Genomic DNA, 25,249 nt, shown 5'->3' with positions numbered 1-25,249 from the left:
ACTTTCATATTTCAAAACATAGTAAGGAGATTGTACCTGTTATGAGTATTTACGGAAGAGCTAGGGTTAAAGTGCCTGCTAGTACTGCCAATCTTGGTCCGGGCTTCGATACTCTGGGTATGGCTTTGCCGCTATATGCCTGGATTGAGATGGAGGAAGCAGAGGAGACTGTTTTTCATCTGTATGGTGACGAGATGAATGGAGTGGCTCAGGATAAGAGCAATTTACTCTATAAGGTCGCTCAAATGGTATTTGCAGAGGCAGGCGTTACGGTGCCTGAATTATCGATATCCATGTACTCGGAGATTCCGCTTACGCGCGGACTCGGCAGCAGTGCCTCAGCTATTATTGGCGGAATGGCCGCAGCGAACACAATGATTGGCTCTCCGCTGGATAATGCTAAGCTGTTTGATATGGCTACCCAGCTTGAGAAACATCCCGATAATGTGGGTGCCTCCTTGTTTGGCGGCATTATTACTGCCGTGTGGGATGGTGAACATGCGGATTATGTTCGGCTAGAACCACCACAAAATCTTGAGGTGCTGGTGGTTATTCCTGAATTCGAACTGGAAACCACAAAAGCGCGGGGGTTGCTCCCAACAGAAATCTCAGTTAGTGATGCTGTGTACAACATCAGCAGAACCTCTCTATTGACGGCTTCGCTGGCATCAGGCCGGCTTGACCTGCTTAGCAGAGCGATGCAGGATCGCCTGCATCAGCCGTATCGTGCACCGCTTATACCGGGCATGGAGAAGCTGCTCGCAGAAGCTCCTGAACACGGTGCTTTAGGAATCGCACTTAGCGGTGCGGGACCGACTCTGCTATGTTTAGTGGATCGCCAAGAGACCCGTAAGCGTGAGCTTGAGGCCTTCTTGAAGAATACGATGCAGGAACATGGCATTTCCGCTCGGACCTGCTGGTTAACACCTTGTGCTTCTGGAGTGACTACAGAGCTGCTCGAAATAAACGAGATGCAAAACGTATCATTTTTGGATATGATAAAAGGAGTACGGTCATGAAATCAATAGCGGTATTGCCGCAGGGCTCGGTATCCCACGAAGCGCTGCTGCATTTGTTTAACGGTGAACCTGTAAAGCTTGTGCATCACAAGTTAATTTCCGATGTATTTCTCTCTACGGCGAATGGTACCACCGATTACAGCGTGATTCCGATTGAAAATACCATTGAAGGCTCAGTTAGTCTTCACATCGATTGGCTCATCAATGAAGTGGATCTGCCAATGCAGACGGAATGGATTTTTCCATCGATACAGAATCTTATCGGTAACCCAAGGGAATTCACAGATACAGACGGCAACAAGGATTTCACCAAGATGGTAAAAATCCTTTCGCACCCCGTAGCCATGGCGCAATGTATGCAATTTGTTCGTAAGCATGCCCCTTGGGCTGAACTGGAGTCGGTTGGAAGTACCTCTGAAGCTGTGGAAATCGTCAAAAACAATCCCGGCAAGGGCTGGGCTGCTATCGGTACCGCTCTTGGCGCCGCTACGCATGGGCTGGAGATTGTAGATCGGCAAATTACAGATCACAACAACAACTACACACGGTTTGTCCTGGTTGGTCCACAGAAGATAGATCTTCCACGGAGCAGCACAGGAGTAAAGACGAGTGTTCTAGTAACGCTGCCAGAGGATTTTCCAGGTGCCTTGCATCAGGTGCTTGCTGCTTTTTCCTGGCGGAAACTGAATTTATCGCGGATTGAATCACGACCAACGAAGAAGAAGCTGGGTACTTATTATTTTTATATTGATGTGCTGGAACCGATAGAATCTGTTCTGCTGCCAGGGGCTATTGAAGAAATTAGTGCTTTAGGCTGTCAGGTAAGGATTCTGGGCTCGTATCCCACATACACCTATGAGGAAGAGAAAGCGGAGGTGCAGTAAATTCATGGCTGAGCAATGGATCTATTTGGATGGACAACACGTAACGAAGGAAAATGCAAAGGTATCCGTTTTTGATCACGGTTTTTTGTATGGAGACGGTATTTTTGAAGGTATCCGTATCTATAACGGCAATATTTTTAAATGTAAAGAGCATTTGGACAGACTGTATGATTCGGCAAAATCGATCATGCTGGACATTCCGCTAACGTATGATGAGATGCTGGAGGCTATGGCTGAAACGATTCGTCTTAACGACATGCGGAATGGCTATATTCGACTGATCGTGTCCCGGGGACCAGGGAACTTAGGTCTTGATCCACGCCGTTGTCCAAAAGCTAGTGTAATTATTATCGTTGAACAACTGGCTATTTACCCAGAGCAAGCGTATTTGAACGGACTTCGTGCAGTTTCTGTGTCCCAACGCCGTAATATTCCGGATGCACTCAATCCAAAGATCAAATCGCTTAATTACCTAAACAATATCCTAGTAAAAATCCAATCCAACTTGGCAGAAGCCGACGAAGCCATCATGATGAACGCTCAAGGTTATGTTACTGAGGGATCGGGCGATAACATTTTCATTATCAAAAATGGTGTGGTTTTCACTCCTCCATGTTACTTGGGAGCCCTTGAAGGAATTACCCGTCTGGCGATCATTGAGCTCTGCGAGAAATTAGGTATTAAACTGAAAGAAGAACCGTTCACAATGCATGATGTTTATATAGCGGACGAGGTGTTCTTCACTGGCACAGCTGCTGAAGTTATTGCTGCACGTGAAATTGACGGCCGGATCATTGGTGAAGGACAAGCGGGTCCAATCACTTTGAAGCTGCTCGAAGAGTTCCGTAATGTGGTTGATAAAGATGGCTATAAGGTTTGGGAATAAAGACTAATCATACAACGTAAATAGCATTGAATACGCATCAGAAGTCCTTTTATGCATACATGCAGAAGAAAACGGGAGTCTCCGGTTAATCTTTTCATGGATCATGAAAGGATTTTTTTTATTTCGGGGATGTCATTCGCCCATGGGCTGCATAAGATGTAGTAACGAAGGAGGCGGCTGTACCGCATATAACTTTGTAAGAGAGCAATGTTCCATGAAAAGGGTGTTTGCTTTCGAAGTCAGTTTTGCTGTGTAGCTGTAAAGAAAGCAATACTCCACAAAACTTTTAGGAGGTTAATGCTACGTGAAAATACACATTGTCAAACAAGGCGATAGTTTGTATGCATTATCGCAAAAGTACGGAGTGCCGTTACAAAAACTTATTGAAGCAAACCCGCAGATCAGTAATCCGAATGTGTTAGCGGTTGGAGACAAAGTAAAAATACCTACGGCTCCTGTATCCGTACCGGAGAACAGTGAAGTTTACTACAAGCACACCGTTAAACAAGGAGATACCTTGTGGAAATTATCTAAAGCCTGGGGAATTCCTTTGAAGGATATGGTTGAGGCCAATCCCCAACTAAAGAATCCAAATGTACTTATGCTAGGGGAAGTAGTTAATATTCCTAAAAAAGTATCCAATACCTCACCGACACAGCCTGGGTATACACCTTCTAACGCCTCAGAGAAAACGCAGGTGGGTGGCAAGGAATATACAGGCCCCAAAGAACAGCCTGCTGCTGAAGTAGTGCCTGCACCTAAACCGGAAACTAAACCAGAAGTAAAACCGGAGACCAAGCCAGAAGCTAAACCTGCACCTAAACCAGTGACAAATATCTCACCTGAATCCAATTCTGCACCACACCCATCGCTAAACATCGCCCCTATTAATACACAAAATATTGCACCCAATCCTGCGCCTAATATGCAAATGGAAGTTGCTCCAGTGCAAGAAATTGAAATGCAGAGTTTATTTGTTCAGATTACGGTTCCAAATCAAGAACCGGTTGCTCAACAAGAAGCACCTAAAGCTGAGAAGAAAGCAGACAATGATTGCTCATGGGATAATTCCAACGGATACCCGGGCCTGGGAGGAAATCCTTATCTCTATGATTCATATCAAAATAGCCCTAATATGAACATGAACTGGGCACCAAGTTATGTTCAGCCAATGGCTTATGCACCAGAATGTATTTCACCATGTTATTTTTCGGGCAATATGTATTCTAATATGAGCCCAGAACAGTGGAATCCCAATGCCGCGCCAAACATAAGCCCGGAACAGTGGAATCCAAATGCTGCGCCAAACATAAGCCCGGAACAGTGGAATCCCAATGCCGCGCCAAACATAAGCCCGGAACAGTGGAATCCCAATGCTGCCCCTAACATGAGTCCAGGACAGTGGAATCCGATGGAGGCTAATGTTGCTGGCATGAACGTAGGCGGGGATTTCTCCCCGTATGCTGTTCCTCAATATGGAGGACAGACGCCGAATCTTCCTTGGCCAACTTGTGGGTGCGGAGGCGTGCATATTCAACCCGTGCAAACTTATTCATATGACATGCCTGTATACAACACCTATCCTGAATATGGGAATCCAAACGCTTTTTCCGCATATGGAGCAGGAATGCCTAATCAGGGAATGGTACCTACTTCTACACTTGGAGCATTTGGCGGACCGGATAACTCTAATATTCCATCCAATCCGCAGTATCCAGGGATAGGTAATTATTCGCAGCATAATCGGGTGCCGGAAATTCAAGAACCTGAAGCGTTCGTGCAGGAATCTCCTGAGGCGGCTAGAACAGAGACTGATGAGTCAACTTCTAACGGTTCTCTCAAGAATAAGGGGAATGTAGCAAAGGAAACAGCAACAGGCAAAAAAGCAAAGACCTCAGGTCAACCTAGCAGCAAGAAAAGCAAAGCTGCTACGAAATCTCAAGGTTCAGCAGCGAGTACTAAAAAACGTAGAAATCCTTGGATTTCAAACTAATAAATTTATATATTAAGCCGTTGTTTGACTTACGTGTAGATTCTGTATCCTTAGAATCTACACGTTTTTCTATAGGTAAATAGGGATAAAAAATGTTAAATAAAGTGGGGCAAAAGCACTTATTTATAAAATATAAATTTTTAAGTATTGTTTTTATATAGGGTTATATGTTACATTATAAATCCAGTCGCAAAGAGGAACTATAAAGCTTTCGGTTGGTGAATGTTAATCTGAATTAGATTGCAAATAACTTTTTAAAAAAAAGTTGCAATAAATCAGAAAGCATGATATATTATAAGAGTTGCTGCTGAGACATTAAACGGCGCCAACGAGAACTTGATCTTTGAAAACTGAACAACGAGTGAGTAGGAAATCACGCAAGTGAAATCCAAAATTAGAGAATTAATTTTCTCGTCAGATGTTTCAAAATGAGCATATCGCTCTTTTCAATACTAATTGGAGAGTTTGATCCTGGCTCAGGACGAACGCTGGCGGCGTGCCTAATACATGCAAGTCGAGCGGAGTTACTTTGAAAGCTTGCTTTCAAAGTAACTTAGCGGCGGACGGGTGAGTAACACGTAGGCAACCTGCCCTTCAGACTGGGATAACTACCGGAAACGGTAGCTAATACCGGATAATTTCTTTTTTCTCCTGAGAGAAGAATGAAAGACGGAGCAATCTGTCACTGAGGGATGGGCCTGCGGCGCATTAGCTAGTTGGTGGGGTAACGGCCCACCAAGGCGACGATGCGTAGCCGACCTGAGAGGGTGAACGGCCACACTGGGACTGAGACACGGCCCAGACTCCTACGGGAGGCAGCAGTAGGGAATCTTCCGCAATGGGCGAAAGCCTGACGGAGCAACGCCGCGTGAGTGATGAAGGTTTTCGGATCGTAAAGCTCTGTTGCCAGGGAAGAACGTCCGGTAGAGTAACTGCTACCGGAGTGACGGTACCTGAGAAGAAAGCCCCGGCTAACTACGTGCCAGCAGCCGCGGTAATACGTAGGGGGCAAGCGTTGTCCGGAATTATTGGGCGTAAAGCGCGCGCAGGCGGCTATTTAAGTCTGGTGTTTAAACCTTGGGCTCAACCTGAGGTCGCACTGGAAACTGGGTGGCTTGAGTACAGAAGAGGAAAGTGGAATTCCACGTGTAGCGGTGAAATGCGTAGATATGTGGAGGAACACCAGTGGCGAAGGCGACTTTCTGGGCTGTAACTGACGCTGAGGCGCGAAAGCGTGGGGAGCAAACAGGATTAGATACCCTGGTAGTCCACGCCGTAAACGATGAGTGCTAGGTGTTAGGGGTTTCGATACCCTTGGTGCCGAAGTTAACACAGTAAGCACTCCGCCTGGGGAGTACGGTCGCAAGACTGAAACTCAAAGGAATTGACGGGGACCCGCACAAGCAGTGGAGTATGTGGTTTAATTCGAAGCAACGCGAAGAACCTTACCAGGTCTTGACATCCCTCTGAATCCGCTAGAGATAGCGGCGGCCTTCGGGACAGAGGAGACAGGTGGTGCATGGTTGTCGTCAGCTCGTGTCGTGAGATGTTGGGTTAAGTCCCGCAACGAGCGCAACCCTTAACTTTAGTTGCCAGCAGGTAAGGCTGGGCACTCTAGAGTGACTGCCGGTGACAAACCGGAGGAAGGTGGGGATGACGTCAAATCATCATGCCCCTTATGACCTGGGCTACACACGTACTACAATGGCCGGTACAACGGGAAGCGAAGCCGCGAGGTGGAGCCAATCCCATCAAAGCCGGTCTCAGTTCGGATTGCAGGCTGCAACTCGCCTGCATGAAGTCGGAATTGCTAGTAATCGCGGATCAGCATGCCGCGGTGAATACGTTCCCGGGTCTTGTACACACCGCCCGTCACACCACGAGAGTTTACAACACCCGAAGTCGGTGGGGTAACCCGCAAGGGAGCCAGCCGCCGAAGGTGGGGTAGATGATTGGGGTGAAGTCGTAACAAGGTAGCCGTATCGGAAGGTGCGGCTGGATCACCTCCTTTCTATGGAGAATCGTTCTCTGCAATGAGAACATTCAAATCGGAAGTTTAACTTCCAAAACTCAGGTTTAGGCCTGTTACTCACTCGTTGCTCAGTTTTGAGAGTTTAAGCTCTCAAGTAAGACTTGATCCTTGAAAACTGGATACCGAAACGAATTTGCGTTTTAGAACATCTTTTAGCAACTTGTGCAAACAAGTAAATGTTATTAGTGAGATTTTTCTTCGGAAGAATCAAGGTTAAGCTAATAAGAGCACACGGAGGATGCCTAGGCGCCAGGAGCCGACGAAGGACGTGGCGAACAACGAAACTGCCTCGGGGAGCTGTAAGCAAGCTTTGATCCGGGGGTGTCCGAATGGGGAAACCCAGCTGTGGTAATTCGCAGTTACTCATTTCTGAATACATAGGAAATGTAGAGGCAGACCAGGGGAACTGAAACATCTAAGTACCCTGAGGAAGAGAAAACAATAGTGATTCCGTCAGTAGCGGCGAGCGAACGCGGATCAGCCTAAACCTAAGAGCTTGCTCTTAGGGGTTGTGGGACGTCTCACATGGAGTTACAAAGGAATATGGTAGGTGAAGAGGTCTGGAAAGGCCCGCGATAGAGGTAAAAGCCCTGTAACCTAAACTGTATTCTCTCCGAGACGGATCCCGAGTAGTGCGGGGCACGTGAAACCCCGTATGAATCCAGCAGGACCATCTGCTAAGGCTAAATACTACCTGGCGACCGATAGTGAAACAGTACCGTGAGGGAAAGGTGAAAAGCACCCCGGAAGGGGAGTGAAATAGAACCTGAAACCGTGTGCTTACAAAAAGTCAGAGCCCTATTAATGGGTGATGGCGTGCCTTTTGTAGAATGAACCGGCGAGTTACGTTTAACATGCAAGGTTAAGCCGAGAAGGTGGAGCCGCAGCGAAAGCGAGTCTGAATAGGGCGACTTAGTATGTGGACGTAGACCCGAAACCGTGTGATCTACCCCTGTCCAGGGTGAAGGTGCGGTAACACGCACTGGAGGCCCGAACCCACGTACGTTGAAAAGTGCGGGGATGAGGTGGGGGTAGCGGAGAAATTCCAATCGAACTCGGAGATAGCTGGTTCTCCCCGAAATAGCTTTAGGGCTAGCCTCGGTATAAGAGTAGTGGAGGTAGAGCACTGATTGGGTGCGGGGTCCGCAAGGATTACCAAGCTCAGTCAAACTCCGAATGCCATATACTTATTGCCGGGAGTCAGACAGTGAGTGCTAAGATCCATTGTCAAAAGGGAAACAGCCCAGACCATCAGCTAAGGTCCCCAAGTGTGTGTTAAGTGGGAAAGGATGTGGAGTTGCACAGACAACCAGGATGTTGGCTTAGAAGCAGCCACCATTGAAAGAGTGCGTAATAGCTCACTGGTCGAGTGACTCTGCGCCGAAAATGTAACGGGGCTAAACACACCACCGAAGCTATGGCTAGATGCTTTGCATCTGGGGTAGGGGAGCGTTGTGTAGGGGTTGAAGGTGTACTGAAAAGAGCGCTGGACACTACACAAGTGAGAATGCCGGTATGAGTAACGAAAAGATCAGTGAGAATCTGATCCGCCGAAAGCCCAAGGTTTCCTGAGGAAGGCTCGTCCGCTCAGGGTAAGTCGGGACCTAAGGCGAGGCCGAAAGGCGTAGTCGAAGGACAACAGTTTGAAATTACTGTACCACCGTAATCCGCTATGAGCGATGGGGTGACGCAGGAGGGTAGTGACGCGGACTGATGGATGTCCGTCTAAGCAGTGAGGCTGGTGTGTAGGCAAATCCGCACATCGTTAAGGCTGGGCTGTGATGGGGAGCGAAAATTATAGTAGCGAAGGTCATGATCTCACACTGCCAAGAAAAGCCTCTAGCCAGGAGAAGGTGCCCGTACCGCAAACCGACACAGGTAGGCGAGAAGAGAATTCTAAGGCGCGCGGAAGAACTCTCGTTAAGGAACTCGGCAAAATGACCCCGTAACTTCGGGAGAAGGGGTGCCCCGGTAGTGTGAATAGCACGAGGGGGCCGCAGTGAAAAGGCCCAAGCGACTGTTTAGCAAAAACACAGGTCTGTGCGAAGCCGCAAGGCGAAGTATACGGGCTGACGCCTGCCCGGTGCTGGAAGGTTAAGGGGAGTGGTTAGGGGTAACCCGAAGCTATGAACCGAAGCCCCAGTAAACGGCGGCCGTAACTATAACGGTCCTAAGGTAGCGAAATTCCTTGTCAGGTAAATTCTGACCCGCACGAATGGCGTAACGACTTGGGCGCTGTCTCAACGAGAGATCCGGTGAAATTTTAATACCTGTGAAGATGCAGGTTACCCGCGACAAGACGGAAAGACCCCATGGAGCTTTACTGCAGCTTGATATTGAATTTGGGTACGATCTGTACAGGATAGGTGGGAGCCGTAGAAATCGGAGCGCAAGCTTCGGTGGAGGCGCCGTTGGGATACCACCCTGATCGTATCTAGGTTCTAACCTAGTGCCCTTATCGGGTACGGGGACCGTGTCAGGCGGGCAGTTTGACTGGGGCGGTCGCCTCCTAAAGAGTAACGGAGGCGTTCCAAGGTTCCCTCAGAATGGTTGGAAATCATTCGCAGAGTGCAAAGGCATAAGGGAGCTTGACTGCGAGACCTACAAGTCGAGCAGGGACGAAAGTCGGACTTAGTGATCCGGTGGTACCGCATGGAAGGGCCATCGCTCAACGGATAAAAGCTACCCTGGGGATAACAGGCTTATCTCCCCCAAGAGTCCACATCGACGGGGAGGTTTGGCACCTCGATGTCGGCTCATCGCATCCTGGGGCTGAAGTAGGTCCCAAGGGTTGGGCTGTTCGCCCATTAAAGCGGTACGCGAGCTGGGTTCAGAACGTCGTGAGACAGTTCGGTCCCTATCTGTCGTGGGCGCAGGAAATTTGAGAGGAGCTGTCCTTAGTACGAGAGGACCGGGATGGACGTACCGCTGGTGCACCAGTTGTTCCGCCAGGAGCATGGCTGGGTAGCTACGTACGGACGGGATAAGCGCTGAAAGCATCTAAGCGTGAAGCCCCCCTCAAGATGAGATTTCCCAATTAGTAAGACCCCTTGAAGACGACGAGGTAGATAGGTTGGAGGTGGAAGTGCAGTAATGCATGGAGCTGACCAATACTAATCGGTCGAGGGCTTATCCTATACGTAGAATGCAGATTTGTTTCGGATTCAGTTTTCAGGCGATTAAGCCTGTAACACGCTTAGAAATTCATTGTCACTTCTGGTGATGAACCGAATTTCACGCGGCAGCGTCTGTTTCACAGACGCATGTTTGGTGGCGATAGCGGAGGGGTTCCACGCGTACCCATCCCGAACACGACCGTTAAGCCCTCCAGCGCCGATGGTACTTGGACCGAAGGGTCCTGGGAGAGTAGGACGTTGCCAAGCACGCAAGACCACTGTTGAGTAATCGACAGTGGTCTTTTTGTTGTACGATATTTAGCAGTTTATTATAAGGATAGGCAATCACTGTGAAGTGGTTTTTGAATGAAATTTGGTTTAGGGAAGACACAAACCGCATATGAAATATATCGAAGAAAAACATAGCTAGCGAATATGATGGAATAATTATCGTGCCTATGAACCTAATGAATCCGGATTATTGCAGGGAAATCATCGGCAAGTTAATGGATGGAGGTATAGAGCTTTATCATTTTAGTTTGTGTGCCTCCCGAGAGACCCTGCTTAAGAGATTAAGCGTTAGGGGTGAAGGAAAAGACTCTTGGGCTGCTCAGCAGATCGACAGGTGCATCACAGGGCGTGATCACGAGGTGTTTAAGCAGCATCTAGACACGAATGATAGAACTACGGGTGAAATCGTTGAGATAATAGCTCAAAAGCTTCATATCAATCTATTACCTAGGGAAGAGTAAAAAGAAAAATAATTAGTTTAGGTATTGCTATACTTAATAATACATGATATAATCTTTTTTGTTGTCAAAACAATTTGTTTTTAAAACGGCCCGTTGGTCAAGGGGTTAAGACACCTCCCTTTCACGGAGGTAACATGGGTTCGAATCCCATACGGGTCACCATTTCTTCTTGAAACAGCATTAGACTTCTAGAAAAAATGGTTGCATTACAGATTTGATTATGTTATGATAATTAAGTTGCTTCTTTACATGGAGGCTTAGCTCAGCTGGGAGAGCATCTGCCTTACAAGCAGAGGGTCGGGGGTTCGATCCCCTCAGCCTCCACCATAACACATCCCCAAAAGTGAAGTTAATGCTTCACTGAGGATTCCGGATACTTTCCGGGGAATCCAAGGGAATTAATACTTTTTTACTGACGCGGGGTGGAGCAGCCCGGTAGCTCGTCGGGCTCATAACCCGAAGGTCGCAGGTTCAAATCCTGCCCCCGCAACCAATTTTCATTAAGCAATTATTCTTCTGGAACCGTGGTGTAGTTGGCCTAACATGCCTGCCTGTCACGCAGGAGACCGCGGGTTCGAATCCCGTCGGTTCCGCCATTTTCTTGCTTTATGAGCCATTAGCTCAGTTGGTAGAGCACCTGACTTTTAATCAGGGTGTCGAAGGTTCGAGTCCTTCATGGCTCACTTCTTTAGTGAGTCGGACATCAATACATACCGTGTGCGGACGTGGCTCAGCGGTAGAGCATCGCCTTGCCAAGGCGAGGGTCGCGGGTTCGATTCCCGTCGTCCGCTCCATATAAATTTTGCGCCCTTAGCTCAGCTGGATAGAGCGTTTGACTACGAATCAAAAGGCCGGGAGTTCGAATCTCTCAGGGCGCGCCATATTTTAACTTAATACTTTGCCGGTGTGGCGGAATGGCAGACGCGCTCGACTCAAAATCGAGAGGGAAACCGTGGAGGTTCGAGTCCTCTCACCGGTACCAACTAAATCAACTCAAAGTTCATTAGATACTATATCTGATGAACTTTTTTGTTTGTTTTTTTACAATTCCGTTCATGCCTGTGCCGGAAAACTTTTGATACATCCTTCAGTTGTGAATAAGAAATTGTACTTAGTTGTACCGAGAATGATTAATGTAAGAGGATATGTGAATGAGATAGAGGCATTCCTGAGGAAGCTCCACTTCGAAGCTATAAGCAAGCATGATACTAAACAGCGATTGACAAAATAGAGGAACTACCTAATACTAATTGATAATCATTATCATTGTTGTGGAATATAATTAATTCAAATAGATTGTGGAGCAGATCGGAGTGTATGGCAAAGATGAAGCTGGAAGATCATATTTTCGCATGGAATTATGCTGCTGTTAAAGTACTTGATATTCGACATGCTGTGATGGAGCCTGGGGACAATCTGCAAGGCTATATATTACCAGCATGCGGATTTATCTACTGTGTGCGGGGGACGGCCAGCTTGAATCTCAACGGCATAGATTACGACGCAGACCGTCACTTTATTGTGCATGGTGGCAAGGGCATGAGACTAAGTATAGAGACAGGGAAGCTGTTTGAATACTATTTATTATTCTATAGAGCCTCCTTGCCAGGAAGAAAGGATTTAGCAAGACTTTTAGAACGCAGCAATCCATTTCGGATGCAGTATAGCTTCGAGTCTTTGGAGCCATTACCACTGCACTATCAACTAATGGCAATGGAACAACTTTGGGCACAAGGAAGCCAATTGGAAAGAATTCAAGTTAAAGGCTTGTTCTATCAGTTTATACATGAATTATTAAAGCAGTTTACAAAGGATGGAATTAACCTCAGGCAACCGGATGTCATTGGGCAGGTTGTCCGTTATATTGAGGAGCATTATCGTCATAATTTATCACTAGAATCTATAGCGGAGCAATTTAATTATAGCCCTCGTCATTTATCAACCCGCTTTAAAGGGGAGACAGGGTTTAGCTTGATTGAATATTTGATACGATTCCGGCTTAAACATGCAGAAGAGCTATTACGATGTACCGATGCTCCACTTCGCGATATTGCAGAAGAAGTTGGATATAACGATGTATATTACTTCAGTCGCATGTTCAGTAAATACAATGGTCAATCTCCCATCCGGTTCCGCAAGGAAAGCAGGCAGGTGAGCTCATCGGACAATCGTCCATTTACCACCGCCAAATTCTCCATTGGCGAGCACATATCCTCCCGATATAATGTTATTGAGTATGATAATCATTATCATTACTATTACCATAATGAAATAACCGGAGGGTCTTCACCTATGAGATTAACAAAGACGTCAAGTTTTATTGTAGCGATGCTGCTTAGCTTTACCTTGCTATTAAGTGCATGTGGATCTGCAAGTGTTGGTTCTAATGTCACAAATTCTAATGGATCCAAAGCTTCTGAAGTTACATCATCACCAGCAAATAATTCAACTGCAGCTGACAATGCCAATAAGGAGGCTCAGACAAGAACTATCTCTACAATAAAGGGAGATATTGTTGTTCCAGCTAATCCAAAGAGGGTTGTCGTGTTATACCTTCAAGGGGATCTTGTGGCCCTCGGCATTAAGCCAGTAGGGACTTCGAGTGTCTTTGAAGGAGCGGCCTTTGCAGAAGAGCTTGGGGGGATTGAAGATCTAGGTTCATGGTATGAGCCTAATCCAGAGGCTATTATGGCAGTAAAGCCGGACTTGATCATAGCTGCTTCAGAAGAAACTTACGAAATCCTTAAGGATATTGCACCAACCGTTCCAATTCCTTATGAAAAAATGGCGACGGATGAACGTGTAATGAAGATTGGCGAGGTATTTGGCAAGGAGCAGGAGGCACAAGCTCTACTAGATAATTTCCACGAGAAGTTGGAGAAGAGCAAGCAGCAGCTTGATGAACTTGGAATTTTGGATAAGACAGTAACCATTATCGAAGGCGGCAAAAAAGAGATGGCGGTGATCGATAGCAAGCTTTATGGAAGGGGCTCTCAGATCATTTATGAATATTTAGGGCTAAAAGCACCAGAGATTCTTCAGAAAAAGATTGATGGCAGAGAGAAGGCTACTGGAGGGTTTGTTTCCTTAGAGGTGTTACCTGAGTATATAGGTGACTTCGTGTTCCGTTCTGTATGGGATGGGGCTGATGATTTGTCGGACAATCCAATATGGAACAGCATTCCAGCAATCAAAGAAGGTAGATTGATCGAAATTGGGTTTGATTTTTCATATTATTCCGATATCTACTCTCTTGATAAGCAGCTAGATTTTGTAGTTGAGAAGCTAGTGTCAGCGTATGAAAAAAAATAGAAAGCTAGATGGTAGAACAACCGTTATCCCTGATTTAAGAGGGAAATCGTATTTTGGTCTATTTCTACTCCTAGGGATACTGCTGCTGCTGCTTTCAGTAGCAGCTTCTATCTCATTTGGCTCTGCTTCCATGAGCCTGAAGATGGCATGGACAGCGATTTTTAATTTTAATCCTGAACTGACCGAGCATCAGATTATTCATGCCCTTCGAATTCCGCGTACAGCAGCTGATATTATTGCGGGTATGTGTCTCGCGGTAGCAGGAGCGGTTATGCAGGGCTATACGCGAAATCCCTTAGCAGATTCCGGATTAATGGGAGTAAATGCAGGAGCAGCACTTGCAATGGCCGTTACACTAGTTTTTCTTCCAGGGCAACTGCAGACAACAACCTTGCTGGTTAGCTTTATTGGCGCAGGACTTGGTGCAGGATTAACGTATCTTGCCGCTTCATTGAATCGTTCAGGAATGACACCTCAACGACTGGTGCTAGCTGGAATATCAATTACAATGCTATTTGGAGCTGTGGGATCATTTATCTCATTAAACTATGGAATTGGTCGTGCCCTTGCTTATTGGACTTCGGGTAGTGTGGCTGGAGCAACATGGGTGGAAATTAAGCTAGTTATACCTTGGTTCTTAGGTGGACTAGCTTTGTCACTATTCATTGCACGCTCTATCACTGTTTTAAACTTGGGGGAAGAGATCGCGAAAGGATTCGGGCAACGGATCGTTCTCGTTAAGATGATAGCTACGCTTGCGGTCCTTTTACTAGCGGGTGTAGCTGTTGCACTTGTAGGGCCAATCGGCTTTGTAGGGTTGATTATTCCGCATATTATGCGTTTTTTTGTAGGTGTAGATTATCGTTATATTATTCCGGCATCAGCCATTTACGGCGGCGCACTCATGGTTGTAGCGGATATCGCAGGAAGGCTGATTAATCGTCCGGCAGAGACAGCACTTGGTATTATTTTTGCAATGATTGGTGTTCCTTTCTTCTTGCTAATTGCGAGCAAAGAGAGGAGAGCCTTCAAATGAATGTTGTTAAATCGCATAAGGCTACAATATGGATTCTATCTCTCATAATCTTGCTTATTGCAGGAGCTATTCTTAGTCTTAATATGGGAAAGGTGTCCCTCAATCCACTTGAAGTATTTCAAGTATTGCTTGGAAAAGGTCCAGAGGAGCATAATCTCGTCGTTTATAAGTTTCGTCTTCCTCGGATCGTATTAGCGATACTTGTTGGATTTGGGATGGCACTGGCAGGTGCAGTTATGCAGGCATTGCTGCGCAATGATCTGGCTGATCCCGGCATGCTTGGTATTAGCTCAGGTTCAGGTCTTATGGTGTTGCTGATTATCTCAACGGTAAGCATTCAAGGCGCCGCTATAACATTATTACTGCCGTCTATGGCATTCTTAGGTGGTCTGCTGGCAGCAGCTCTGATCTATGTTCTAGCCTATAGAAAACGTCGTATGATTTCTTCTACACGACTTGTCTTGACTGGTGTTGCAATCAATATGGGGTTTAGTGCGCTGTCGCTATTCCTGACTTTAAAGCTTGATGACCAGAAGTATGAGTTTGCGCAGCGTTGGCAAGCAGGATATTTATGGGGGGACAAGTGGTCTTATATCAGCTTGTTGGCACCTTGGGTATTGCTGCTATTCGCATATATTCTTTCTAATTTCAGGACATTGAACGTCTTGGTGCTAGGCAACGAAATTTCGATAGGATTAGGAGTCGCTGTAAAGAAGAAATTTTTGCGCCTGGCGATTGCGGCTGTAGGCATAGCTTCTGGCTGTGTAGCGCTCGGGGGCTCGATCTTCTTTATTGGATTGATTAGTCCGCATGTGGCTCGTAAGCTGGTAGGTCACGACTACAAAGTGCTTCTACCTACTTCAGCGCTTATTGGTGCGCTATTGCTGCTTGTAGCGGATACAATTGCTCGAACGGTCAGCTTTAAGTCAGATATTCCCGCAGGAATTATTGTAACAATGCTGAGTGTGCCTTACTTCCTATATCTATTGATGCGTTCAAAATAAATATCGATAGGTTCGAGCCTCTCAACGTATACTAAAAAGGTCTATAAAATTGCTTAATAAGCGACTTTATAGACCTTTTTCATTTTCAGAGCTTATTAAATTCCAGAAAAGTTTGATAAATTTAAAAAATCCCTTTCTCCTATCTTTAATAGAAAGGAAGGACCAGTAAAGATGAAGGAATCACTTGGGTTTATGATGAGGCTTATGATAAGCTTCTAAATCCTTTTTTTACAGGCGACCATAAAAAGAACAATTTCGACTTGAAATAGATTATTGTTATATGAAATATCTACTAAGCCATTACTATCCTCTACGACCTTCTGGATACTTTTTAAGCCTATACCATGACCGGATTTATTAGTTTTTGTGGAGCAGATGTCGCCAAAACGATTCGTATGAATTTCATTCACATAAGGATTCTGAATCCGGATGAACAAGCTTTCATTAAGATAATGCATATGTATGGTTATATAGCGCTCTTCATTTCTTTTATCGGAACAAGCTTCAACGGCATTGTCCAGTGCATTTCCTAAAATCACACTGATAACTGTGGTGTCGAGCGTCAGCTGTGCAGGGATGTTCAAGTCTAACTTGAAGGGGATTTGATGCTTCTCAGCGACCTGCTGCTTGTAGTTGATAATGGAATCAATAATCGTATTCCCGCTATTGCTAACGCCTATTGGGTTGTCTATTTGCCCCAGTAAGTTGTCCAACTCATTTAGATTGGCATCTTCACCAGATTGCACTTTTGCGCGTAAACCTATGAGAATATTTTTAATATCATGCTGGAACTTAAAAGATTCTTCCTGTATTTCTTTTGTCAAAAGATATTGATTTACATAGTAAGCATTTTGTTGCTCAAGTAAGTAACTTTGGTTCTGCGCAGATTGGATAACTAACATACGGTCGCATAAGATAAATATCAATAAATTTATAATGAGTAGTCCTGTGGACAGGATTGGAACAAGGGTAGGGAAGGACTGCATATAAAGGCTGGATGCGAAGCTGTAGATCCCTAGTGTGCTTATAGAAGGGCAAATAAATAATAGAACCCAATACCATTTAGATAACCCGCCATTTCCAAAGGCTTTAGCTACGCGCACGGATACAAAAGCTAATATAAACATCAGCAGCTTGGAAAGAAACTGGTTCAGAATATATCCCTTTGTCGAGTAAAATAGGGGCAGTGATAACTCACTAAGCGTAATAAGCGCAACCAGAAAAAGAGCGGCAACGATCCGCCATTTGATATTTCCATTGTAAAAAAAAGATAAGAGAGCAATCAGGCCAATATTGAGTGTGAGTAGGATTGAGCCTGGCAGTGAGCTATAGTGCAGAAAGACAATACAGAGGAAATATAGGGAGTACACGATAACAAGATTGGCTTTGGTGGTAAGTCGGCTAACGAAACAATGGCAGTAGAAGTAATGAATGATGATAGGTAAAAGTGGAAGCGTTACTAGATAAAATAACTCCTCCAGAAAGATATTATCCAACAAGACTCCCCCTGAATTTCAGATATTTTTTCTTAAAATCGGCACTGTATTTTGCACTGATAGGTAAGGCTTCGCCATTTAGGAGAATTACTCCCTGGTTACTGATTTCTTTAATAAAGTAAAAGTTAACGATGTAGGATTGATGGATTCGGACAAAATCGCTCACAGGAAGCCTCTGCTCTTCCTCGTTTAGTGTACTGTAGTAGCCGAGTTGATCGTTGCAGGAATAAAGAATAATTCTCCGCCGGTTGCTTTCCAGATAGATGATATTTCGATAGGGGATTAGAATTTCTTTTCCTTTTTGCTGTAGTGATAAGAAGTTTTTTTTGCCTTGCTGTAATTTGCGAATTACTTTTTCAATCGTAGAAATCAGTTTTTGCTTAAATATCTCTGAATCGATAGGTTTCTTGATAAATCCCGAGGGCTGAACATCGAAGAGTTGCAGATGATATTCATCATGACTAGAGACATAGATAAGCTGCACTAGATCATTTTCATCATTTCCCCGCAGTACATACCCAGCTTTTATTCCATCCATACCCGCCATTTCAATGTCCATAAAAATAATATCAAATGTGCAGGCCTCTTGAATGGCCTTAGTGAAGCTTTCTCCGGAATAAAAGATTGACACCTCTATTTTCCTTGTGAAATTCCTTTGAGTCTCCAGAATAAGTCTCTCTATTAATTCAGTAGTGGGAAAGTCATCATCACAGACAGCAATACGTATCACTTTATCATTCCTTTCGACAAGAATTGTCCAAAATATCCGGGAATTTGTCGACCATATAAGTCACATTATACAAATCCTTCTTAATAATTACATTAACTAACTTGATTGTTACAGTTTGAATGTAGAGTTCATGGCAACATGTTAGGATGTGGAAAAGTGAAAAGAGGAGTGTTTGATTTGACGCAAACGATCTTTGAGGCCAAAGGTTTAAGCAAACAATACGGAGAGTCTTTTGCACTTCAGGATGTCTATATGACGATAGGGGTAGGAGATATTTATGGGTTTGTTGGCGAAAATGGGGCAGGTAAAACTACATTAATGAAAATAATAGGCGGATTGGTACATCCGACACACGGTGAAATCTCTCTTTTTGAAAAAAAGGACACAAAAGCTGTTCACGAGGCAAGGCGAAAGGTTGGATTTCTAATTGAAAGGCCAGCGCTTTATCCTAATCTAAATGCGAAGCAAAATCTTACGTTTTATTGCCATGCGTTTGGGATTAAGGATAAGAGCAGAATGGCAGAAGTATTGCAGGTAGTTTCTCTGGCAGATGCCGGTTCTAAGCTAACCTCAGAATACTCCCTTGGGATGAAACAACGTTTAGGTCTGGCTATTGCTCTACTTAACGATCCAAAATTTCTGGTATTGGACGAGCCTATTAATGGTCTTGATCCGTCAGGCATTGTAGAAGTGCGAAAGATCCTGGAGAAGCTATCTAAAGAACAAGGAGTGACTATACTAATCTCCAGTCATATTTTAAGTGAGTTACAGCTACTAGCGACCCAATACGGTTTTATTCATAAAGGAAGGTTAATCAAAGAAGCTTCTGCGGAAGAACTCTTGCATACGGCGGAAACTAAGATCTGTATTCGAACGGCTGATCCCGCAGCTACACTTCAGATTTTAAAAAGTGAACTCCAACTAGAAACCATTACGATCACCGAAGCTGGAGAAATTCAAATTCCTAAAGAGAGTACAAATCTGGAAGAGCTGATGTCTTTTTTTCTAAAGCGGGGCATCCATATTGAAGGGATTAACCTGTCGGCTCCAAATCTTGAGAACTATTATATGGATCTAATTGCTGGAGGTAACGAATGAGGAATTTTCTTAAGGCTGAAGCTTATTATGTAACCAAGGATCCCATGTTCAAGGGGATAAGTCTTCTTTTGCTGTTTGGAAGTGCTTTATTACTGGTTTGGATGGGGGTACAAGTAGGATTTGATATAGATGGTCCTTTAGAGCCTTTAATCACTAGCATTCAGTTATCTTTTTTTCTGTATTTCATCATTCCGATTTACGTTTGTTTTTTTACTACAGAGGGATTTGAGTATGGGTCGGTTCAAAGCATTATCGCTTCGGGTCAGAGCAGGTCATTATATTTACTGGGAAAATATCTGACCGAATTAATAGTTGTTGTATGGTGGGTAATTGAATTTTTCGGTCTTTTTTATGTATTGTATATGCTGGCAGCGCTTGTTACGGGTTCCCATATCGGAGATGAAAGCTTACAGGGGAAGTTTATCGTTGCGATGGGGGCTATTGGATTCAATATTTTGTATCTCGCAGCTTATTCCGCTGTCGTGCTGTTGTTAGGAGTATTGATGAAAAAATCGGCTACTGCTGTCATTGCCACGTTTGTTTTTGTATTTGGCGATTTTCTGCTCAGTGGTTATCTTAAAGACTCTTCGTATGTATATCTGCGAGTGATTTCTGAAAATACGCTAACGACGCAAATTTTTAAATTCTCTGCTGTAAATTCACATGAAATATATACCCTAAACGAGAGTGTTCGTATGATCCTAATCCCTGTTGTAATCATAGGAGTTTGCTTGAGCGTTGCTTTAATTTCTTTTGAAAAGAGAGATGTGCATCTATAGAAAGGAAGGATGGATTATGAAAAAGGATAACAAAAGAATCACTATGATCTTAAGTATTTCGGTAGTAGTTATTATTTTTTGTGTTCTTTTTGTGAGTATACGAATATCTTGACGCTGTCTATCTAGTTTAATTAGAATGTGAGGATTGAATCGCTCTCTGGTAAAAAAGCCACGGCGTACGTTAATAACGTACCTCGTGGCTTTAGGTGTTTATGGAAGGACATTGCCGGCAGCACGGTAGATTTCATACCATTCTTGCCGAGTGAGAGTTATATCGGAAGCTTTGGCAATATCACGCAAGCGCTGTGTATTAGTTGTGCCAACGACAGGCTGCATATTTGCCGGATGTCTGAGAATCCATGCGATGGCAATAGCTGTATTGGTTACGTCTTTTTCTGCTGCTAAGCGGTTAATGACCTCGTTCAATTCAGGGAACTTATCGTTGTCTAAGAATACGCCTTCAAAGAAGCCATATTGGAAAGGCGACCAAGGCTGAATGGTCATGTCATGCAGGCGACTGTACTCCAAAATCCCGCCATCATGAACAACTGAACCGGAGTTAGTCATATTCACATTGAAACCTGTATCAATCATGCCAGTGACCATAATACTCAATTGCAGCTGGTTGAACAGCAACGGTTGCTTTACATTTTTCTTCAGCAGCTCGATTTGCAACGGGTTCTGGTTACTGACACCAAAGTGTTTGACCATACCTTTGCTTTCCAGAATATCAAAAGCCTCAGCGACTTCTTCTGGCTCGAACAGCGTATCGGGACGGTGAAGCAGGAGGACGTCGATATAGTCTGTTTTCAAGCGCTTAAGGCTGCCTTCCACGGATTGCAGGATATGTTCCTTGGAGAAATCAAAAAAACCGTTGCGGATTCCGCATTTGGTTTGGATCATCATTTTATCACGCATACCCGGATTGTTCTCCAGTACACCTGCGAATACTTCCTCGGCTTTGCCAGCTGCGTAGATGTCGGCGTGGTCAAAAAAGTCTATTCCGAGCTCGAGGGCACTATGTACATGTGTATCTGCTTCTTTTGCAGATAAATCAGCAATCCGCATACAGCCAAGCGAAATTTGTGACACCTCAAGTGCGCCGTTTGCTACACTAATTTTTTTAACCAAAAGTGACTCACTCCTTCGAATGTTAGTAGAACATGCAGTATTCAATCAAACCATATCATAAAGAGGGGAGGTAAGCCAATGTCTATCTAAAAGAGAAAGAGGTTATCTCATCAGTAGAATTCACTACTTCAGAGACAACCTCATTTATCTATAGATCAGTTATTAATACATATTTGGAATGTCGACATTAGGATCAATGTCAGCTTCGTAGTCTACACCCTCTGTTCTAAAACCAAACAGGTTAAAGAAATCTTGGCGGTAGCCTTCAAGATCAGCAAGCTCACCTGCATTGTCGGTTGTCAGCTCGTCCCAACGTTTCATAACCTCAGTCTGAACATCCTCACGCATTTCCCAGTCATCAATTCGGATCAAGCAGCCTCCGTCAGCAGTAGCTTCGCCCCCACTGTAAAGATGCTCAGAGAATAAACGGTACATTTGTTCAATACAGTTCTCGTGCAGCCCTTTTTCCTTCATTACTTCATACAATGCAGAGATATAAAGAGGGACTACAGGAATCGCGGAGCTGGATTGGGTTACCAGAGCTTTGTTCACGGAAACAAAAGCACGTCCACCTTGAGTGGACAGGCGATCATTCAGTTGGATCGCTGTTTGTTCCAGATCATGTTTGGCTTGACCAATCGTTCCGTCGCGATAGATAGGGTGAGTGATTTCAGGCCCGATGTAGGAGTAAGCAACGGTTGTAGCTCCATCGGCAAGCACGCCAGCTGCTTGAAGCTGATCGATCCACATTCTCCAGTCTTCGCCGCCCATAACTGCGATGGTCTGACGTACTTCCTCTTCTGAAGCAGGCTCAATAGTGGTCATGGAAACTTCACCTGTGTGGAAGTTCAAGGTTTTGTTCGAATAAGCGGTTCCCACCGGTTTAATGACAGAGGAGAAGGTTTCTCCTGTTACCGGATGAGTGCGGCGTGGTGAAGCGACACTATAGACAACTAAATCAACTGTGCCATATTCAGCTTTAATCAATTCAATGGTCTTTTCTTTGATAGCATCGGAGAAGGCATCGCCAACTATGCTGTGAGATTTAAGTCCAAGCTGCGCTGCTTGTTGTTCAAAAGCTGCGGAGTTGTACCAGCCAGCAGAAGCTGTACGTTGACCTTCAGCAGCTTTATCAAAGAAAACACCAATAGTGTTGGCTCCAGCACCGAAAGCGGCTGAAATTCTGGAAGCTAGTCCGTATCCGGTAGAAGCACCAATGACTAGTACATTAGCGGGTCCCTCAATTTTCTTTTGTGCTTTTACATATTCAATTTGTTGTTGTATTTGTTTGGCGCATCCCTCTGGATGGGCTGTTGTACATATAAATCCGCGAGTTTTAGGTTGAATAATCATCAAGGAATTCCCCTTTTTATAATAATTAAAGTCCAATGTTACTTCAGAGAAAGTATAGCAAACAATATTTACTAATACAAAGAATTTAGGATATTGGAGAAGAATGACTGCTCTCCACTACGATCGACTGCCATCCGCTGTCGCTTACGGACCCAGATGACTTTATATGCAAATTTATCGCCTTTTCAGCAGGGTTTCGGACCCCAGAGACGTTATTGCTTAGAAAAAGGTTCATATTAGGTGTATTTCGTGCCAATAGAGGCTATGAGGTCCGTTGGAATTCCAAATGTGCAATAATGCTGCGTTACGGGTCAACTATGTCCGATAGGGGATTGTGCGGGGAGCTGGGATAGGTCGATCGAAGAACGTACGAAGGAAATAAAACGAACAAATGACGAATCTTACGAATCGTGGCAATCCAACTAACTAATCCGAATCATCCGATGAACCAAAGCAGAAAAGGGGCTGCCCCAGCAGCCATTTCGTGGCCATGGGACAACCCCTTAATATAATGAGGCTAGATTACGCCTTAAATATGGAATCTATAGTTTTGATCTCTTCAGGTGTCAGCTGCACCTTCAGCGTCTCTAAGTTGGAAACGATCTGCTCAGGACGTTTGGCACCCGGAATAAGCGCATCGATGGAAGGTACGGTCAAATACCAGGCAAGTACGACATGTGCGACTTCGACACCTTTGGCATTGGCAATCTGACGAACCTTGTCCACCTTCTCCAGATTCTTGGCAAAGGTCTCCCCTTGAAATAGCGGATCATTTTTTCTAATGTCGCTGAATGTATCGCCTTGCTTATATTTGCCGCCCAGCAGGCCCGACGCAAGTGGGAAATAGGGCACGAAAGAAATGCCGTGTTCCTGCGTATAAGGGAGCAAATCTAGTTCCGCATCACGATGCAGCAGATTGTAATGGGATTGAAGAACATCCACATGACCGTCTTTGTTGGCTTCTTTCAGCTGATCAATGGAGAAGTTAGACACCCCGATCGCTCTAATCTTCCCTTCATCCTTCAGCTTCTGAAGTTCACCTACAGCTTCGTCCTTAGGTGTGCTTTCATCAGGAAAATGAATATAGTAAAGATCAATATAATCGGTCTGGAGGCGTTTCAAGCTGTCTTCCACAGACTGTCTTAGAAAAGCTGGAGAGTTGTCGAGTGTAATCTTGTCACCGGTAATCACGTGAGCGCCTTTAGTAGCAATGACCACATTGTCGCGGCCGCCTCTTTCCTTCAGCACTTCGCCAATCAGTTCCTCGGATCTTCCTGGTCCATAAATAAAGGCGGAATCAATAAAATTAATCCCATGATCCAGAGCGCTGCGCACAATATTTCTGCCGGTTTCATCATTTAAACCCGGAAATAAATTATGCCCGCCAACAGCATTGGCACCCAGACCCAGTGGGAGAACCTGCAGATTGGTTTTTCCTAAAGTTATTTTATTAGCCATAATCAATAGTCAGCTCCTTAAAATATAATACGTACTATATTAAGTATAGAGAATAACTGAGGTCAGGACAAATTTTGCCTTCCAGCTTTATACATGAATATTTAAACCGGATAAGTTATGATAGTAAGAAAATTTTATATTTGCGTTCGTGCAATCATGATGAGGAGAAGGAGGTCCGTCTTATGCTAGTCATTAATCAAAATGAAGTGGCCGAACTGTTAGCTATGGAATCTTGCATCTCCGTTATGGAATCTGTTTTGAAGGCTCTGTCCGCTGGACAAGCCGTACAAAGCTTAAGACAAGTGCTTCCTTTACAAAAGAGCAATCTGCTCGGTTTAATGCCGGGTTATTTGCAGCATGAAGAGGTAGCTGGTGCCAAAATCATCAGTGTATTTCCCAGCAATCATGGTTCAGGCCTGCCTTCTCATCAAGGTCTTGTTACCCTATTCGATTCATCTACGGGTGTTCTGAAAGCTATAGTGGATGGACAAAAGATTACAGCCATTCGTACGGCGGCAGTCAGTGCAGCAGCAACCCGATATCTGGCCAGAGAGGATGCTGAAATCCTTGCTCTTCTTGGAACTGGGGAACAAGCAAAAAGTCATCTGGAAGCGATGTTGCGGGTTCGACCCATCCGTGAGGTAAAAGTATGGAGCAGGACACTCGCAAAGGCGCAGGATTTCCAAATGGAGATGAGCCAAAAATATGATGTGCAGATCATTGTTGCTGAGACAGTTCAAACGGCAGTCAGCGCAGCGGATATCATTTGTACCGTGACAGCATCCACCGAACCTGTGCTCAAGGGAGAATGGCTGAAACCGGGTGTACATATCAATGCTGTCGGCGCATGTAGACCCAATGATCGTGAACTGGATTCGGAGACCGTCCAATTAGCTAAGTTATATGTAGATCGGCTGGAATCCGCTCAGAATGAATCTGGGGATTATTTAATCCCGCTGAACGAAGGCAAAATCACAGCAGATCATATTGTCGGGGAGATTGGCGAGCTGATCAGCGGCACTATCGAGGGCAGAAGGTCCGCAGCTGACATTACTCTTTTTAAAGGATTAGGGCTGGCTATAGAGGATTTAGCAGCAGCTAATTTTATATATAGTGAAGCTGTTAGATTACATAAAGGCACTGAAATTGCATTCTAAGGAGCGACTACAC

16 protein-coding genes, 8 tRNA genes and 3 rRNA genes are annotated in these 25,249 nt (G+C 44.8%); 22 read left to right on the top strand and 5 right to left on the bottom strand.

What is annotated here, in order from left to right:
• Positions 1–41: 41 nt before the first annotated feature.
• From thrB to MKZ09_RS26790, 19 genes are all read left to right on the top strand, one after another.
• A complete protein-coding gene (gene thrB, locus MKZ09_RS26880; RefSeq protein ID WP_076137759.1) occupies positions 42–1,019 on the top strand; it encodes a homoserine kinase in 978 nt (325 codons plus the stop codon).
• A complete protein-coding gene (gene pheA, locus MKZ09_RS26875) occupies positions 1,016–1,903 on the top strand; it encodes a prephenate dehydratase (protein ID WP_036685188.1) in 888 nt (295 codons plus the stop codon). Before thrB ends, pheA begins: the two co-directional genes overlap by 4 nt.
• Before the next feature lie 4 nt (positions 1,904–1,907).
• Entirely contained in the window at positions 1,908–2,789 is an 882-nt protein-coding gene (gene ilvE / locus MKZ09_RS26870) for a branched-chain-amino-acid transaminase (RefSeq protein ID WP_036685189.1), read from the top strand.
• 304 nt (positions 2,790–3,093) lie between these two features.
• Positions 3,094–4,782, top strand: a complete 1,689-nt coding sequence (locus MKZ09_RS26865; RefSeq protein WP_341041518.1) for a LysM peptidoglycan-binding domain-containing protein — start codon at positions 3,094–3,096, stop codon at positions 4,780–4,782.
• A 453-nt stretch (positions 4,783–5,235) separates the two neighbouring features.
• Positions 5,236–6,793, top strand: a 16S ribosomal RNA gene (locus tag MKZ09_RS26860).
• A gap of 232 nt (positions 6,794–7,025) precedes the next feature.
• Positions 7,026–9,951: ribosomal RNA gene (locus MKZ09_RS26855) — 23S ribosomal RNA — on the top strand.
• Between the two features lie 129 nt (positions 9,952–10,080).
• A 5S ribosomal RNA gene (rrf, locus tag MKZ09_RS26850) occupies positions 10,081–10,197 on the top strand.
• The 16S, 23S and 5S rRNA genes sit together here, the layout of an rRNA operon.
• A 185-nt stretch (positions 10,198–10,382) precedes the next feature.
• Positions 10,383–10,682: a hypothetical protein gene (locus MKZ09_RS26845; protein WP_076208802.1), complete on the top strand. Its 300-nt coding sequence runs from the start codon at positions 10,383–10,385 to the stop codon at positions 10,680–10,682.
• Between the two features lie 87 nt (positions 10,683–10,769).
• Positions 10,770–10,844: transfer RNA gene (locus tag MKZ09_RS26840), tRNA-Glu, on the top strand.
• A gap of 89 nt (positions 10,845–10,933) precedes the next feature.
• Positions 10,934–11,009, top strand: a tRNA-Val gene (locus tag MKZ09_RS26835).
• Between the two features lie 89 nt (positions 11,010–11,098).
• A tRNA-Met gene (locus MKZ09_RS26830) sits at positions 11,099–11,175 on the top strand.
• A 25-nt stretch (positions 11,176–11,200) separates the two neighbouring features.
• Positions 11,201–11,278: transfer RNA gene (locus tag MKZ09_RS26825), tRNA-Asp, on the top strand.
• A gap of 14 nt (positions 11,279–11,292) precedes the next feature.
• A tRNA-Lys gene (locus MKZ09_RS26820) sits at positions 11,293–11,365 on the top strand.
• A 36-nt stretch (positions 11,366–11,401) separates the two neighbouring features.
• Positions 11,402–11,476: transfer RNA gene (locus tag MKZ09_RS26815), tRNA-Gly, on the top strand.
• A gap of 10 nt (positions 11,477–11,486) precedes the next feature.
• Positions 11,487–11,563, top strand: a tRNA-Arg gene (locus MKZ09_RS26810).
• Positions 11,564–11,582: 19 nt separating this feature from the next.
• A tRNA-Leu gene (locus MKZ09_RS26805) sits at positions 11,583–11,664 on the top strand.
• Between the two features lie 335 nt (positions 11,665–11,999).
• Positions 12,000–13,994, top strand: a complete 1,995-nt coding sequence (locus tag MKZ09_RS26800; protein WP_256719244.1) for an AraC family transcriptional regulator — start codon at positions 12,000–12,002, stop codon at positions 13,992–13,994.
• The gene (locus MKZ09_RS26795) at positions 13,981–15,030 is read left to right on the top strand and encodes a FecCD family ABC transporter permease (protein WP_081389104.1); all 1,050 of its coding nucleotides are present in this window, start codon (positions 13,981–13,983) and stop codon (positions 15,028–15,030) included. Before MKZ09_RS26800 ends, MKZ09_RS26795 begins: the two co-directional genes overlap by 14 nt.
• The gene (locus MKZ09_RS26790) at positions 15,027–16,034 is read left to right on the top strand and encodes a FecCD family ABC transporter permease (RefSeq protein ID WP_076206476.1); all 1,008 of its coding nucleotides are present in this window, start codon (positions 15,027–15,029) and stop codon (positions 16,032–16,034) included. The genes MKZ09_RS26795 and MKZ09_RS26790 overlap by 4 nt, the downstream gene beginning before the upstream one ends.
• A gap of 215 nt (positions 16,035–16,249) precedes the next feature.
• Here the strand turns inward: MKZ09_RS26790 and MKZ09_RS26785 are convergent, their stop codons facing one another.
• Together MKZ09_RS26785 and MKZ09_RS26780 are read right to left on the bottom strand one after the other, a co-directional pair.
• Positions 16,250–17,530 (bottom strand): sensor histidine kinase, encoded by a 1,281-nt coding sequence (locus tag MKZ09_RS26785; protein ID WP_076206474.1) that lies wholly within the window; start codon positions 17,528–17,530, stop codon positions 16,250–16,252.
• A complete protein-coding gene (locus tag MKZ09_RS26780) occupies positions 17,523–18,260 on the bottom strand; it encodes a LytR/AlgR family response regulator transcription factor (protein ID WP_076206472.1) in 738 nt (245 codons plus the stop codon). Before MKZ09_RS26780 ends, MKZ09_RS26785 begins: the two co-directional genes overlap by 8 nt.
• Before the next feature lie 156 nt (positions 18,261–18,416).
• Here MKZ09_RS26780 and MKZ09_RS26775 point away from each other — a divergent pair, with 156 nt between their 5' ends.
• Both MKZ09_RS26775 and MKZ09_RS26770 read left to right on the top strand, forming a co-directional pair.
• The gene (locus MKZ09_RS26775) at positions 18,417–19,358 is read left to right on the top strand and encodes an ABC transporter ATP-binding protein (protein ID WP_179089596.1); all 942 of its coding nucleotides are present in this window, start codon (positions 18,417–18,419) and stop codon (positions 19,356–19,358) included.
• Positions 19,355–20,137: a hypothetical protein gene (locus MKZ09_RS26770; protein WP_076206468.1), complete on the top strand. Its 783-nt coding sequence runs from the start codon at positions 19,355–19,357 to the stop codon at positions 20,135–20,137. Before MKZ09_RS26775 ends, MKZ09_RS26770 begins: the two co-directional genes overlap by 4 nt.
• A 210-nt stretch (positions 20,138–20,347) precedes the next feature.
• On the opposite strand, the gene MKZ09_RS26765 is transcribed toward MKZ09_RS26770, so the two are convergent.
• The 3 genes from MKZ09_RS26765 to MKZ09_RS26755 all read right to left on the bottom strand — a co-directional run bounded on the left by MKZ09_RS26765 (position 20,348) and on the right by MKZ09_RS26755 (position 24,079).
• Complete coding sequence (locus MKZ09_RS26765; RefSeq protein ID WP_038573011.1) at positions 20,348–21,268, bottom strand: aldo/keto reductase; 921 nt, start codon at positions 21,266–21,268, stop codon at positions 20,348–20,350.
• Positions 21,269–21,430: 162 nt separating this feature from the next.
• Complete coding sequence (fabV, locus tag MKZ09_RS26760; protein WP_036687496.1) at positions 21,431–22,621, bottom strand: enoyl-ACP reductase FabV; 1,191 nt, start codon at positions 22,619–22,621, stop codon at positions 21,431–21,433.
• A 522-nt stretch (positions 22,622–23,143) separates the two neighbouring features.
• Positions 23,144–24,079, bottom strand: a complete 936-nt coding sequence (locus tag MKZ09_RS26755) for an aldo/keto reductase (protein WP_076137440.1) — start codon at positions 24,077–24,079, stop codon at positions 23,144–23,146.
• Positions 24,080–24,261: 182 nt separating this feature from the next.
• Here MKZ09_RS26755 and MKZ09_RS26750 point away from each other — a divergent pair, with 182 nt between their 5' ends.
• Entirely contained in the window at positions 24,262–25,236 is a 975-nt protein-coding gene (locus MKZ09_RS26750; RefSeq protein ID WP_076206466.1) for an ornithine cyclodeaminase family protein, read from the top strand.
• Positions 25,237–25,249: the final 13 nt, after the last annotated feature.

The organism is Paenibacillus sp. FSL R5-0908, assembly GCF_038006245.1.
Taxonomy (GTDB): domain Bacteria; phylum Bacillota; class Bacilli; order Paenibacillales; family Paenibacillaceae; genus Paenibacillus_AQ; species Paenibacillus_AQ odorifer.
The sequence above is the reverse complement of the archived record's forward strand: the minus strand, read 5'-3'. Positions and strand labels throughout refer to the sequence as shown.